This is a genomic window from Pseudoalteromonas piscicida, from assembly GCF_002208135.1.
In the GTDB taxonomy this organism is placed as follows: domain Bacteria; phylum Pseudomonadota; class Gammaproteobacteria; order Enterobacterales; family Alteromonadaceae; genus Pseudoalteromonas; species Pseudoalteromonas piscicida_A.
Genome location: NZ_CP021647.1, coordinates 1,026,560 through 1,041,842, shown reverse-complemented (window position 1 = coordinate 1,041,842; position 15,283 = coordinate 1,026,560). Strand labels below are relative to the sequence as shown.

Sequence of the window (15,283 nt, the reverse complement as noted above, 5' to 3'; positions counted from 1 at the left end):
ATTACAAAATAAACAAGGATTTACTATGCGATACCTTACAGCAATAGGGACTTTTTTATTAGCTGCTTACTCTATCTATCTGAATACGGTAATCTCAGACTTAGAGTTTGAGCGAGATAACTTGGAGGAGCGTATCGCAGCTCTCTCCAGCAACATTAAGACTTCCGACAATTTAAAGCCACACCTTGCAGAAGTCGCTATCAGCAAGCCAAAGTCTAATGGTAAGTTCGCGGATGAGAATAGAACTAACCAATATACTGAAGTTAAAACACCTAAAGAAAGTAACGAAAGCACAATCACGCCTTCGAATGATAAAGGGTTTGACGAACAATCTGTAGACGAAACTTCGGCATTCGAATTTTCCGATCAAATTCATTTTTTTTCATGGAAAACGAAATCCTAAACAAGCTGCGCGTAACTAATATTGATTGCCGTGAAACGGCCTGTCGAGTGGATATCTATATCAATGAAGACGAACCAATCAAAACCGCAGCGGCTGTTGGTGAAATATTTGGGAGCGATGAACGCTGGCAAGATCACCCCTTCTATTTTAGTCGATTCTGAATATTGGCGCTTTGATGCTTAGACTGGCCGAATAAAATCAGTCCAGACTGAGCATTCGCTTTATTGACAGCGACGTTATTGCACAGCGTTTCGCACTGTTAATAGCTGATATAAAATCCAGGCATAAAAAAGCCGCAGTTGAGCTAGGATTTTACGGCAGTTTTGGCCTACGCCTGCAAGCACTGCGTTAAGCCTGTCACCGAGCTTTCCTTTTAAACGGTTAAGACCCAAGTGGCCATCTTGTTTCATGTGCCCGATGATTGGCTCTATCGCGTTGCGTCGCCTGAGCTTTTTCTTAATGCTCGGCGTCACTCCACGTTTTTGCCCTGCAATACACACATCATAACGTTCTGCAAAATGCCCGCGATAACCTCTATCTACAAAACAGCTGTATGGCCTTTTATCTGTCACGTTTTCTACTATTCTCAACGTTTCCCATAACGTGTCACCGTCATAGGGGTTGCCGTGCATTGCATGAGCGCACACCACAAACTGCTCTTTCAATGTTGTCGCGACACTCACTTTGACACCAAACTCATATGGCTTTGCGCTTTTCCCCTTGGCGATACATTCAACACCCGGCTCATGTAGGCTATAGAGCTTGTTTTTACTCGTTCTTTCTTGCTTTAACAGTCGCTCAGCCTGCTGCAGAGTATCGAAGAATTCCTTGCTTGGTTGCTCGGTGATTTTCCGCAAGATGTCTTTCATCACTCGCCTGAGATAGTTTTTCTGTTTTTTCAGTGTTTTCTTCATGCGTTTGAATTGTTTGGCATGGGCATAACTTGCCACCTTTTGAGCGGCCTTAGGGCCAACTCGTTCATAACTTTGCCTAAGCACGATGCCGGCTTGCTTAGCGAAGCCAACCAGTTTATTGCGGCATTTTTCTAGTAGTTTACTGTCCGTTGGATGGGCGATATTTTTCTCCATAACGGTGCTGTCTACGACTACTTCTCGCAAGCTTGAAGGCTTGATGGTATTACTTTTAATGCCCGCATCTACCGTGAGTGACAGCATTAACTCAACGCCATCCTCACCAATTCGCTTGCGAAAGCGTGTCATTGAACTGGGATCGCAAGGTGGTTCATGCGCAAAAAATTGCATGCCACAAAAATATTGCCAATACGGGTTTTCGCACCACATGGCCACCGTGTTTTCGTCAGACAGTTTGTGAATTTGTTTCAGGTATTCGAGACCCGCAAGCAGGCGGATAGGCTTGGCGCCAGCGCCTTTATCGCCATAATGCTGTTTAAATTCAACCTATAGACGCTGCCAATCAATGAGTTTTGCCAATTTCACGAGTTCATGACGCGGTGAAACAATATCAATAAGCTCGACTTGAAACAGGTGCTTTTGTGGTGTTTGCATGGTTGGTTTTGGTTTCATTTTTACACTCAAATTGCAATGTTTTGGTTGTGTGATTCAAAAAAGTTGCAATTTGAGGGTAGTAAGATCGTTTAGATCTTCAAGTAATTCAATAAATTAAATTGGTTTCAGGATCGACTAAGTAAGGCTACTCCCTTTTATTTCGGCCCCATAAGGTACAGTATATTACACTCTTTAAAAAAACCATTATATCGAGCAGTCCTCATACGAATATCATCATCTTATTTTGACCAATAAAAACGAGCAGAAAGCCCCCTAATTTATTGGTTAGGGACGTGCTTACTTGCAACTTTAAACATACTTAAAAATCTTTGAATATTTATAGTAGGCGAGTACAACATACTATAAAAATCGATTAATGCATTTTCTATTTTGTGTTGCCATGTTGATGCACGGAGCGCAGACTGAATCAATCTAGGTTTGTATGAAGCTATATACGCTAGCGTTGCAAACGTCCCATAAAAGCATCAAAAGTTAAAAGCTATCCACAACACCTATTCCGGATAGCAAAATACTAGCTGTAACACTATCATGGTGAACATACCTCTAGGCTTGGGTGGCCTTTTGGGATCAGGGGTCCATACTTCCCACGGTTTTGTAATTTCTGGTTGAACTTTGCCCTCAGACCAGTCAAACTCTAAAGCTTCCTGAAATATTTGCTCTTCAATTTCTCTTTGCTGTTCGAGGCTGAATTGTGTCCAAAATCTATTCGAGCGTTTATTTTTTTCATCTAATTTGGCAGTCAAAGGGTCAAGTTCTCGAAATAGCTCAAACTCAGGTGAGTCAGGTAGTGGTTTACTTATATCCATGTACCTCACGATATATTCCCACATTAGATAATTATTAATGGGCATTGATGTATTATCCAAACCTAAAGACAACGTCATCTTTGCATTTGGGAACGAATCTAAGTTATGATGCCTTAACTCTAAAACACTCATCATAGAGCCTACGGAGCCAACCCTTTGCTTTTGTTTGCAAACAATATCCTCCCAATTAAAGCTTAAATTAGCACCTGAAGGAATATCTTTTTCACCATCAATTTTACACGCAAAGCTTACCGTTTGTTCTACGCGATTTAAACACACACCTTTTTTGGGTTTAAAAGACTTTAAACACCCTAATAAGTTAACAAAAAATATTGAATAAATTGGAAGTATTATTAACGCTGGCCAATAGAAATCATCTCCCATAAATAAATACGCGATAAGTTTCCCAAAAAGTGCAAACCACATCAACGCAGATAAAAAGCAGGGGAGTGCAAAAATATAAAATGACCAACTTTGAGGTGCATGTATAAAAATAAAACGATTTTTCCTATCTTCTTCTTTCCTTTTCATGAACATTATATAGAAGGCCAAACCAAATCGCTCTCTAGATAGACCACCATAAAAGTTTTCAGCGTTAAAAAATCGATTAAAGTTGCATGTCTTAGTTAGTTCTTTCAATCTTCCTCCTAGCTTTCATATTCTTTATAATTAACAGGAAGTTTAAACCCACTCCTTCTTATAAATGGTGTTAGTTCAACATCCAAAATATCACCATCTAGGGTAAAGTTAAAAATCCCACCACATTTAACTCTATCTTTGTTATAAACTGGCTTATGATCTTTTAGCCCATATACCCAAAATCCCTCATAAACTTCTAGGTTAACTTTATTCCGGTACTTGAACTTAACGCTTAACCCTAGCTCTTGCTCTAAGTCATTCATTAGTGGTGCTTCAACCTCAACCGTATAACTTAAACCAAAATTTATCTTACTTTTAACTCTTGGTGCATATAAAATAGAGATAATATACTCATAAAACTTTTCAGAGTTTGAGAAAGCTATATATTTGTTCTCTTCGGTACTAAATTCCCCAAACTTAACCCACCTTTTCAGCTTAGAGTCAGTTAAAACTTCAGCTAAGATTCCAGCTAAAATTGCACATATAAAAAAGGCCCAACCCCAAGGGCCTAATGAACCAAAAAGCACTGCATGTCCAGAAGTAAGCAAAGTGAAACCAGCTGAGACGAGAGAGGCTATTCCAGCATCAACATCCTTTTTCTCAATTAACTCCAAACCATCGTAAATCAAAACAATAGATGCTGCCAGTCCCACAAGACCTGTCGCGCTTCTTAAAATGGTATATGACGTTGCATGACCAAAAAGTACTCCTTGACCTCTACTTTTCGTTAAAAATTTACTATTATCACTAGTATTAATCATAGAGTTTAATAAGGACGTTGTTGCTACTATATTTGCACCTATTAATGCAAAGTTTTTATTTAGCTCATAAAACCCATCTTTTTTTTCAAAGTTTTTTTTGTAATCACTATATTGGAGTATTGCCCCCCAAATAGTAATGGCTACCAACACTCTAGGTATTACACCTTTTGCCGCGGTCTTAAAATTTGATAGTTCGCTATTGGTAAGACCTTGTCTGTGATAACCTCTCCCCAACTCATCAAATAGCTCTTTGTGCTCATATTCGAGCTCAAATAGCTCCTTAGGGAGTGATAAAACATACTTTGTTGAGCTGTTTACATCCCCTTTAAGCTTTTTAAATTCGATAGTTTTTATAGCTAAACTTTCTATACTTTCTTTAGTCTTGGTTAAAATAACTCCGTTTACTTTGCCTTTTTCATCAAATACTTCTAATCCAAGCGCTTTTGCAACGGTAATAAATTGGTTATTATTCTTTGAGCCAACTTTATCTTTTATAACAGCATCAATAATCTTTTTAAAAGCTTGGTGTTGCTTTCTGTTAGTTAGCCTCCCTAATGTCGTTATATCACTAAACTCTTTAGTAAGAGAAAAGTGAGTATCCGGTACGTTACCAGCTGGGAACAGCTTAAGTTTATCTACAAATTCAGGTACGCGACTTTTTATCGTCGAGGCCATAAATCGTTGCAGCTTTTCACTAGGGGTCTGCTTGTCAATAAATTCCTTATGGAGTGCTAAATGAAGATTGGTAAACTCTTCAACCCCTTTAAGAGAAATATCGGAAGCTCCCTTTGTCAGATTAAACATTGATACAGGAGCAAGTGCTTCATCTGGATTAAACTTTTTGGGATCAAAATCCCCAAGCGCAACCCCTATTAGCGTTTCATCGTATTGTGCAGATGCAGATGTATCACCATAAGCAAGCTCGTTGCCACAAAATTGTTTTTGGAACCATTCATTTTCATCAGACACATGTTTGAAGACTAGTTTAATCGCTTTTTTATGTTGTTCATCAAGTTTGCTTGTTAACTTGCTTACTCGCGCCTTATCTAACACGGCCTTGAAGTTTACTTGCAATCCTTCTTTTCTCAGTGCCATTAGATTAAAGTGTTGACAGAACATATGAAAACTATAATGGTCTTGAATATTGTCCAAAGTTGAAAAATCACGAGAGATAAATTGGAGTTTTGATGGCTCAGATATTCCTCTTGGTGGTGTATGATTTTCAGTATAAATTTTGATTAATTTTTCTTTATTTTCATAAAAAGTCTCAACTAGATCTAATATCTCAGCACTGTTACTGCCAACAAGGTACTTTTCAACTTTACTTTCAGAGAGATGTGCAGCTGCACTTCGTAACTCACGACTAAATGAATCTTTTTGCTTATAATTGATTTCAGGTTTATACCGACTTTGAGCAACGTTCCGCATAGAAAAATCTTTTTCATGTAGCTCATCATTTAAAAATACACTTTGAGCAATGATAGCGGACTTATAATAACCGTTTTCTTCCAAAGTCAAGCGTTGAGTTGTAAGCTGCGCGAGGGCTGTTTCACTTAATAGGAAGCATTTTTGCGCTATCCCTAAAACGTCATGTAAATAGATACAGGGTTCGCCGTCTTCGTTGGCTTTTAAGTTTTCAATACTGTCCCAGTTGGGGGCTGATGAAAAATCGATGGTTTGCATCCGCTCGCTACGATAGGTCGAGGCTTTTCCTTCCTCTGGACACTTTGACGTCATCGGCTTTTTATCAAAGCGGCTGTCATCTGGCTTCATATCACCCAGCACGCTGATGTAATCCCACGACCATTGCACGCGTGAAAAGGCAACTTGATAAGTCATGGTTTTAACTGAAGTTGAGTCTGAGAATAGGCCTTTTGCGCGAATTGGTAGTGTGAGTCTTGGCATGTGCGTGCCGTTGTTGGGCCTGAAGCTTTGACCGTGATACTCACGAAGGTCAACTTCACTGAGCATGCCACCTGAAATGGCAGCTATTTCTCGCCACAAATAACCATTAACAAAAAAGTAGTAGTAACCAACCGGCTCATCTTCTTGAAATTCTTTTTGATCTTTAAACATGGGCACGTATTCAGGTGCCTTTGCTTTATTAATATCAAGCGAAGCTTCTGAGAATACACGTAGTTCTACCGTCTCCACAAAAGGAATTTGGTCATCCGGTTTTGGTGATGACGCTCGTTGAACTTCAGCAAAACCAAGTGGCACTGTACAATCTTTGCCATTTAATCCTTGAAGTTGCAATTCCAGCGTACAAGGTGCTTGCTCGTCGTTGAGTTCCGTATTAAAAATATGTGCGCCCATGCTTTATTGCCCTCCCTATTCTAGTTTTTTTTGTTGTTTGTTTGCGCCTTGCTTTATCACGAAATTTCCCTGTGAAATAAGACTACGGCTGCTTTGGTTATTTAGACCAAATGCACTCTGGATTGGGCCTTGTTCAGTAACCGTTGCATCTCTTTTTGCCACTGACAGTGAGCTAGGGGTCGCACCGCCTGGTTGATTCAAGGGAGAAGGCGGCGTGTTTTTACTGTTAGAGATCATAAGGTCTCCTTGGCGAACGGCGGGTTTTCCTTCGATATACACATCAAAAGAGCTGGTAATAAACTCTGCTTTGCCTTTGATAGTGCCGCTGGCAATGCCTTTCTTTCTACCGGGTTGGTCACCTGTGCTTTTTGAAAAGTTACTTTTGATGTTGGCTGCGGGATTGCCATTGATTTTTACCGAGCTTGCCGTGCTCGCTGCATCACCCGATTTGGCGAGATTGCTATAAGGAATTGGCACAACAACTTTACCAATTTTAGTCCAGCACACATCTATGGTATTTAGCATACCACCACTGTCTTTATGGACTGCAGTGCGACCATTAATTAATACGTTTTGGCCGCTTACGATGCCGACTTGCTGCGCTTCGCTATCTACGTCTTTTTCAATTTGTTCCTCAGTGCCAGCCTGCCATCCTATTTTGCGTTCAACCAAATCCAAAAATGCTCGAGCATTGTCAACCGGTTTGTGCATGTCCATGCCAGTATCTGGCTCTTGATGAGGTAAAATTGGCTCGTTTTTTTCGTCGTTCCACTTAGGCGGTGGGACAATATAGTCACTGGCAAACTCAGTTATCATTTCACCCAATACCATATCGCCATATTTAGCGCGCGCAATCTCATCTATAAATGCGTTTTCACCACTGGCCTTGTCAGGAAATACTGCAATTCCATTCACACAGCCAATGGCACCATTATTTTTCGCTGCGATAGTAAGCTTTAACAATGCAGGATTATTATGTCGCCATGACACGCTCCCACCTACTCGAAGCATTGCAGACATTGCATCTTGATCGTACTGAATCGAATCTAGCTCTTTTCCTTTTACTGCCGCGATAAAGCTCATAACACACTCCTTGTTAGTCTCTATTTGTTTCCTGAAGTAGCACACAAAATCGTTGCCTTAATCAAGAATGAATCAAAAGCTTAAACGTACAAAAATTAACGTAAGATTAAAGTTGGTAATGTTTTAAAAGATGATGTAGTAAGTCCTTCTATTCGATTAGGCAGGCAAACACATACTTAACTTAAATTCGTCCATTCCAATCAAAGTTACACCAATAAATCCGCTCAAAATTCATTTTCGCTTGTTTTTTAGACAAAAAATTAAAAACTTCATTGGACAGCGCCGTCAGAACGCTATACTATATGCAGGCTTTAGATACTTAGAGCACTTACTACTGCTGCACTGTTTTTTCTTGATACTCTTTTTTTTAAAAAGTCGTTTATAGATATACCAATGCGTTACTAGCTAAGTTTTATCTATCGCTTTATCGGTGATTTTCACCACACAATTAATTTTTTGAAAAAGGTTTCAATTATGTCTAACACAGTAAACGGCACAGTTAAGTGGTTCAACGAAGAGAAAGGTTTTGGATTCATCACTCAAGAGAACGGCGGTAAGGATGTATTCGTACACTTCCGTGCAATCGTTTCTGACGGTTTCAAAACTTTAACTGAAGGCCAATCAGTGTCTTTCACAGTTGAAGAAGGCCAAAAAGGTCCTCAAGCAAGCAACGTAGTAGTTAACTAATACGTGTTGCTCAGAGCTAGTGCTTGCACTAGCTCTACGAATTCCCCCACTCCTCACTCAGCCTTTCGGCAACATATCTGACAGCAACAACGCAATCCCCAAAAATGACATAAAGCCCGCTATATCTGTAATTGTCGTAAGTACAATTGATGAAGACTGCGCAGGGTCGAGTCCAAATTTTTTCAATGCAATTGGTACAATGGCACCTGAGCTTCCCGCAATGACAAGGGACGATATCATCGCCAGTGCAATAACTAGTGCAAGACCGAGTGATTGACTCCACAAATACACGCCAATACCACAAGTCACTGCGATTGCTATGCCATTTAACAGCCCAACCATCATTTCCTTTAACATCACCTGATACCAGTGTCGCGTTGAAATTTCTCGTAGCGTTAAGCCTCGCATCGTTACAGCCAAAGCTTGAGCCCCCGCATTACCCGACTGTCCAGCTGCTACTGGCAGTAAAATAGCTAAAGCGGTAACTTGAGCAATTAACCCCTCAAATGCCCCCACGACTGCTGCAGCTGCGAATGCTGTTAACAAGTTAATTTGTAACCATGGAAGCCGTTTCTTTACTGCAAACCAACTACTCGATAGGGCTTTTTCATCTTTACTCGCACCTACCATGGTCTGCATATCACTCGCTAAATCCTCTTTGGTTGACTGATAGGCATCAAAAAATCGGATCTGCCCAACGAGCTGTCGCTGAGCATCTAATACTGGAATCGCTCGCACCTTGTGCCCCTCAAACGCTTCCACGACCTGATCTTTATGATCCATCACATTTAGCGTAACTCGGATCGGTGTCGCGACCTGCATTAGGGTTTTACTTGAGGTACTTCCCACCAACACATTAAGGGTTGTTTCGCCCACTAAATCCTGCTGCTCGTTTAACACATAGATGACATCTGGCACTTTACCGTCCAATCGCTTTAGCTGCACGAGTACTTCACGTAGTGTGGTATCTGAGTAAAACGCTTGAACCTTTTTGTTCATCATTCTCGCAGCGGTATTTTCAGGAAAAACCAGCAACTCACTAAGTTCATCCGCTATGGTTGAATGCTGCTCTTTTAATTTAGCGAGCAGTGCCTGCTGCGCTTCCTGCGACTGTTTGTTTAATAGTCCAACCGCAATATGGCTATCTAGGCTGGCAATAAACTGCGCTTGATAATCCACAGGGAATTGCTGGAAAATTTGTTCTGCGGCTCCCGGTGGCAAATATTTCCATAAACGATAAATGATATGTTGTGCCTGCTGTTGTAATAATTGAGCGGCTTCGTCTGGAGGCAAAGTGCCAAGGAGCTGCGCACTTTTGAGCGGAAACTTACTTAAAAACTCGTCACTGAGCTGCTCTACCGCGGAATCTAATGTATCTTTTGCTGCGCTCATCGCTTATTTCCCTCTTTTAACTGGCACCAATGTGTCTAACATACTGGCAAACGAACTAGTATACGCATCTAACAAATCTAAAGATTCGCTTGGCTTATCTTGTGTTTCATCCATTCTGCCGAGAGCACTTCTTACTCTGTGATGTGGCAACACCCCAATAAAATCACCGCTTCGGTTGACAACCGCAACCTGATCTTGGCTTGCCCAAACGGGCGATTTCAAAGCGCTATGCAACTCGGTATAACCACTTAAAGAAACGACGTGAATATCCATAAAATCTGCAACTTCCTGCTGCGGCGCTTTTCGAAGCAGATGATTTAGCGACAACTGACCCACCACATGACGATGCTGATTTACCACATAAACTAGCGCAAACGCAATATAGTCACGTTTCTTTAAACGCAGCAATGACTCCTCAACCGTCATTGTCTCTTCAAGAATTAATACGTCCGTTTCAACCCATGCTCCCACAGTATAATCTGGATAGCTAATCAACATCTTACAAAGAGTTTGTCGTCTTACTGAGATAAGGTTAAGAAAACGTACAAGCTCGTCGTCTTGCAAATGCCTATAGATAGCAGCGATATCTGCCAACTTCATTTTGCCAAGCCATCTCACAATATCCACATCCGTTTGCGTTATCAGGATTTCCGCCGCACTGCGGGGCTGCATGACTTTAAGCACATTTAAAGCAACTTCATTTGATAAGGTTTTTAGCAACTCGGCAGCCACATCTGGCGTTTGCAAAGAAAGTAAGCGCGCTGCGCCAGCTGGCTCTTCTTGTAAAAAGTGTTGCGCAATTTTGAGGTTTAACGCTGACATAGAGCCTCCCTACTGCTTACTTGAATGACTGTGTGCCGCGGTAATATGTGCAGAGTCTTTTAGAAATTGCCTTGCCGGTATTAGGGTTCTACCCTTTTGCGTTTCGATCACTAACATCGTTGCTGTGATTTCGGTAAGCGTTCCTGAAACGCCTGCAATTTCAATTTGATCGTTAATTCGACAGTGACGCAGTGCTTGTTTCGCCGCGACAGTATTTGCAATTAATTCTCGACTGCCAAGACCAAAGGCCAATGCGACTCCGGCACACAGTACGCCCGTCAGCACCACCACCATATTGGTCACAAATTGAATATTTATCCCTAATTGCTCAATACCTATTACCGTTGCGGTAAATAGAATCGCGAGCTTGGCAATATTACCCGCGACTTCGACCCGCGCAAACCCTACGGACTGCGCACCAGCTCTCGCCATTGCACTGGCCAAGTTGCCGAGTAGATAACCGCCAACAATAATAAATATCCCGGCGAGAAGATTTGGTAAGTAACTAAGTAACGAAGAGATCCAATCACTGAAGAAATTTAAGCCAAGGCTAGATGTAGCTGCTGCGATAAAAAACATCATCGTGACCCAAAACACGGTTTTCCCTATCAATCGAGCGTGTTTTAGATTTAGCTGAAGCGTTTGTTCGGTTTGCACTCGTTTACTCAAGCCCGCTAACGCGCGATTGCAAAGCTTAAATAACGAAATAGTCAGCTTGCTCAACAGCCAAGCCACCACCCAACCGACAAGCAGCATAAGTGCCGCGCCCAATAGTTGCGGCGTATGAGTAACAAGTTGATTGATCAATTGCTCGTAACTGGCAGATAAGGCATGTTGCCAATTATCAAAGGTATCCTCGGTGGCCATGTAAACTCCTGAGTTTGCTGAAACAACTTACTTTCAAATCAATACATTCATTGTTATCACAGTGTTAGCCGTTGTCCAGAGAATTCCCCGAAGTCCTAAATATTTAAACTACTAACAATACGTTTGGAATATTTTTGTGCGAATCAAAGCAATTAAGGCGCAAAAACAAGTATCGTCTTTGCGTCCTAGTTGTTTCTTTACATTATGTGATATGGCTACCTGAAGTGGATGGTCTCTCGCTCACCCATTTCTTCCGGTTCCACATTTTTGCCCACCGCTAGTTTTAATAAGCCGCTCAAGTCAGGGCTAACATGCCAAATTTCAGCATCGTCCAGTTCAAAACGAAGCATGATAAGATCGGGGTCATCTTTACCCTTTTCAAACCAGCTCTCGGTCTGCCTTGACCAATGGGCATCAAGTACGTCTTGTCGTGTTTCTTCGATTAAGTGTCCGCGAATACAAGCAAATACATTGTGCCCTTTGCTGGAAAATTGTGCTGTTGCTTTACCACACTTAGCAATCCGATTTGTTTTACTGGTAAAAAACCAAAACTCGCCGTTGGCGTCTTTATCTAACTGTGCGCGCATTGGCTCATGGTGATTATTGTCATCACTCAAACCAATCATCACATTGGGACTACTGTCTAGCGCCTCCCAAAAGGTTTTCTTTATATCTGACATTATCTTCTCCTTATCTAATCAAATTAGCGTCTGCTTGAAACGGCACAAACCGACTATCTCGATTAATTGATATTATCTTGCTGCAAAGCCTCGATAATTGCTTCGTTAAAAGCATCAAGATCATTGGGATTGCGGCTTGTGATCAAGTTGTCGTCTACCGCAACTTTAAGGTCAACCCAGTCTGCACCTGCATTCTTGAGGTCGGTTTTGATACTTGGGTAAGAGGTAAGCGTTTTACCCTCCACCAGCTGCGCTTCAATTAGCAGCCAAGGGCCGTGGCATATCGCCGCAATTGGGCGCTTATTACCAAACTGTGAAAAGGCCTGAATAAATTTAACCGCAGATTTTTCCTGCCTTAGTCTGTCAGGGTTGAACAACCCGCCTGGTAAAACGAGCCCCGCATATTGACTGGGTATGGCTTCATCTAAAGTCAAATCAACGGCGACTTTCTCACCCCAATTGTCTTCATTCCAAGCGGCAATATCACCCTTTTTTAATGAAATGATATCAACATTAAATCCAGCGTTTTCAAGCGCCTGCTTAGGTTTAATCAGCTCGCTTTGTTCGAACCCGTCAGTGGCCAAGATCGCGACTGAAATATTGTCTGAGCTCGTCATCATTCTCTCCTTTCATACATTGTTGTTGTAGAGATAGATGCAGAATCAATACCATTATATAACCATATGAAATGTATGAACTTTAAAAAGCAATGTATCGATTGAATGTAATCTTTACAGCATAAAGGGATGTAAATCTGGACTAGGCTAAGCCTAGTCCATCTTTATTATAGAGAAGAGATAGAGGCTAAGTTTGTGCCAAACTCAAACACATTCAATTTTCCACATTGGCCGAAATGGTTATTGCTCGCATATGGTGTGTTTTGTTGGTTAATGTCGCCTTCCCAACCTTGACCACTTTTAACGAATGCTTTTACTTCAAACCAACCATTGAATGTTTTGCTACAGTCCATTTCTACTTCCAGCAGCCAGTAATGTGCTCCCCATTGATTAAGAGACATGACGCCGAAGCCATCGCTTTCGTAATGTTTTTCCGCGCCCCAACTTGCAGGCCAAATATTGGTTGTCCAATCCAGCGGGCTCCCTTCGGCGCCACTCGACTGCCCAGTTTCAGCCGCTAGCCAATCCAGTCTCGTATCAGCCGTTTTCCAAACCGAGGTTGTCGTGTTTCGCATGTTCAAGTGCTTGATAGGTAAAGAGCAAAGAGTAGGTTCGGTGCTACAATCAATCCCTCGTTGCAATGCAGCTCCGTGATCAAGACCACCACGGACGAACATATCCTGACCAGCTTGAGTTTCGGCTTTAATAAACACAAGTGTACGTTGCCAATCACCAGACGGCGGTGGTGTTGCCAGTTTACTTTGATGATGAATGGCGACGGCATCCATAGCAGCTAAATTAATTTGTGCGTAACCACTGGTATCAACTTCGATGCGTCGGCCTGCGCAGTTTTCGTGAGCGATACCTCCACTTAGCACATCACAATAGGTTCCTGCTGAAAGCCCTGTTTGCAGGCTTTGAACCATACTAGAAGATTCTCGGTTTATGGCGACAAAGCCCAAATCACCTCGAGAAAATGCAATTTGGTTATTACCATTGTCCCACCAGTTTGCTACCGTCCAATTGCCATTAGTATGATTTCTAAACTGCGTCGCTCCTGCGACCATTGGGCGACGATGCTCACACTGCCATAATTGACTAGTGCAATTAAGGTTGCCATTTTGATGAACAGGCACCGAAGGGCCTCCAGCATCAGTGTCGCCATTAAACTCGTAACTAGACATCACTTTAGGGTAGCCATAAGGATATGCCAGCATAAATACATTGGCTAAGTCATATAGTTTACCATCATGAAAAGTAACGATAGAGCCTGCACCACCATGCCCGCGCTGGTTGTCATGATTGTCTGTAAATACTACGGCTTTATAACTTGGCATCATGTCCCACGCTTCGCCAAAGCTTTTTAACCAAGCCAACTTGCCTTGCTTAAATGTCTCGCTCAGTTTAATGCTGTATTTAAACTCGGTGACTAAGCCATTTTGATGATACTCAGAAGCAGAAACCGCCTCGCCTCCTTGGTCAATCACCTCTTGGAAAACGACCGCTGGTTGATTTAGCTTGGCTAACACATCGCCAATATCACTTGCAGGCATGTGCTTGCTTGCATCCAACCTAAACCCTGCCACGCCCAGAGACTGTAAATCGTTCAAAAAGCCCGCGAGGGTATTTTGTACGTAGCTCGCATCAGTGTCTAAATCATGAAGCCCAACGAGTTCGCAGTGCTGTACTCGCCATGCATTATTACCATAGTCTTCAGGGTTTATTGCGCAGGTCTCATGAAAATCTTGTGGACTATAGATAGGATATTGTTTGTTGCCAAAAGCGTTACCCGCAACTCCGGTGCCGCTGCCATGGGCCATGTGGTTTATAACGGCATCAACATAGATGTCTACTCCGGCAGATTTACACCTCGCGACCATATCGGCAAATTCGGCTCGACTTCCACTACGACTCGTAATCTCATAACTGACTGGCTGATAACGAGTCCACCATTGGTCCCCTGTAATATGCTCATTGGGTGGCGATACTTGCACAGCCGCGTAGCCTTTTGGCCCCAAAAACGTTTCACATTCCGTAGCAACATCTGCCCAAGACCACTCGAATAAATGAACGAATGTTGTTGGGTCGCCTTCAGCGGCATGTGCAGGTGTAATGCAACTGGATGCTAACAACACCCCCGCTGCAATTTGGTTTAGTTTTATATTTTTCATTATTGCGCCTCTTATTCACACGAGATTAACAATATAGAATTCCTAGCTAAGCAATCTACTGAATACGTATGCATAAGTTTTACTAAAAAGTAGATTTACTAAGACATAACATAAACACCGAGTAGTATTTCAGCTTCAGTAATGAATCAACTCCTCTAGCAACTGAATCCATGCTCACCATGTACGAGAACAATTAAATTGCAATTAACAAAGCAATAACCATTAAATAATTACATGAATATGAAGTTTAAAACCCAAAAAAGAAACATTAAAAAGTAATTTTTTCTTATTTTTATTTTAATCCATATAAAAAATCGCAACAATAAAAATGAAAATGTCCCTAAGTTTCTGTTTTAGGTTACGAATTTTTAGAAATAGTTATTTCAAGCTTCAAAACATCAACTACACTCAAATTACATCTTTGTATAAAAAAACCGCATAGATGTCATCTAAAGCAGTTCTATCAATGTTATCAACCTAGTAACTGAATCA

At 41.6% G+C, this 15,283-nt stretch carries 12 protein-coding genes and 1 pseudogene; 3 read left to right on the top strand and 10 right to left on the bottom strand.

Going from position 1 to position 15,283, the window contains the following annotated elements:
* Positions 1–25 precede the first annotated feature (25 nt).
* Both B1L02_RS23085 and B1L02_RS24875 read left to right on the top strand, forming a co-directional pair.
* Positions 26–403, top strand: a complete 378-nt coding sequence (locus tag B1L02_RS23085; RefSeq protein WP_223192131.1) for a hypothetical protein — start codon at positions 26–28, stop codon at positions 401–403.
* Positions 385–564, top strand: coding sequence for a hypothetical protein (locus tag B1L02_RS24875; protein ID WP_223192132.1), 180 nt, complete (start codon positions 385–387; stop codon positions 562–564). Before B1L02_RS23085 ends, B1L02_RS24875 begins: the two co-directional genes overlap by 19 nt.
* Positions 565–639: 75 nt before the next feature.
* Here the strand turns inward: B1L02_RS24875 and B1L02_RS23080 are convergent.
* The 4 genes and pseudogenes from B1L02_RS23080 to B1L02_RS23065 form a co-directional block, all read right to left on the bottom strand.
* A pseudogene (locus B1L02_RS23080) lies at positions 640–1,947 on the bottom strand (IS5 family transposase).
* A 494-nt stretch (positions 1,948–2,441) separates the two neighbouring features.
* A complete protein-coding gene (locus B1L02_RS23075; RefSeq protein WP_088533041.1) occupies positions 2,442–3,395 on the bottom strand; it encodes a hypothetical protein in 954 nt (317 codons plus the stop codon).
* Between the two features lie 8 nt (positions 3,396–3,403).
* Entirely contained in the window at positions 3,404–6,472 is a 3,069-nt protein-coding gene (locus B1L02_RS23070) for a hypothetical protein (protein WP_088533040.1), read from the bottom strand.
* 15 nt (positions 6,473–6,487) lie between these two features.
* Positions 6,488–7,555 (bottom strand): DUF4150 domain-containing protein, encoded by a 1,068-nt coding sequence (locus B1L02_RS23065; protein ID WP_088533039.1) that lies wholly within the window; start codon positions 7,553–7,555, stop codon positions 6,488–6,490.
* A 474-nt stretch (positions 7,556–8,029) separates the two neighbouring features.
* Between B1L02_RS23065 and cspE the strand changes: the two genes are divergently transcribed.
* A complete protein-coding gene (gene cspE, locus B1L02_RS23060) occupies positions 8,030–8,242 on the top strand; it encodes a cold-shock protein (protein WP_010369631.1) in 213 nt (70 codons plus the stop codon).
* Positions 8,243–8,299: 57 nt separating this feature from the next.
* On the opposite strand, the gene B1L02_RS23055 is transcribed toward cspE, so the two are convergent.
* The 6 genes from B1L02_RS23055 to B1L02_RS23030 all read right to left on the bottom strand — a co-directional run bounded on the left by B1L02_RS23055 (position 8,300) and on the right by B1L02_RS23030 (position 14,791).
* A complete protein-coding gene (locus B1L02_RS23055) occupies positions 8,300–9,634 on the bottom strand; it encodes a magnesium transporter (RefSeq protein WP_088533038.1) in 1,335 nt (444 codons plus the stop codon).
* 3 nt (positions 9,635–9,637) lie between these two features.
* Positions 9,638–10,456, bottom strand: a complete 819-nt coding sequence (locus tag B1L02_RS23050) for a magnesium transporter MgtE N-terminal domain-containing protein (protein ID WP_088533037.1) — start codon at positions 10,454–10,456, stop codon at positions 9,638–9,640.
* A 9-nt stretch (positions 10,457–10,465) separates the two neighbouring features.
* A complete protein-coding gene (locus B1L02_RS23045) occupies positions 10,466–11,323 on the bottom strand; it encodes a mechanosensitive ion channel family protein (RefSeq protein ID WP_088533036.1) in 858 nt (285 codons plus the stop codon).
* A gap of 215 nt (positions 11,324–11,538) precedes the next feature.
* On the bottom strand, positions 11,539–12,003 hold the full coding sequence (locus B1L02_RS23040) for a pyridoxamine 5'-phosphate oxidase family protein (RefSeq protein ID WP_088533035.1): 465 nt from the start codon (positions 12,001–12,003) through the stop codon (positions 11,539–11,541).
* A 62-nt stretch (positions 12,004–12,065) separates the two neighbouring features.
* Positions 12,066–12,620, bottom strand: a complete 555-nt coding sequence (locus tag B1L02_RS23035) for a type 1 glutamine amidotransferase domain-containing protein (protein WP_088533034.1) — start codon at positions 12,618–12,620, stop codon at positions 12,066–12,068.
* Positions 12,621–12,787: 167 nt separating this feature from the next.
* Positions 12,788–14,791, bottom strand: coding sequence for an alpha-amylase (locus tag B1L02_RS23030; protein ID WP_088533033.1), 2,004 nt, complete (start codon positions 14,789–14,791; stop codon positions 12,788–12,790).
* Positions 14,792–15,283: the final 492 nt, after the last annotated feature.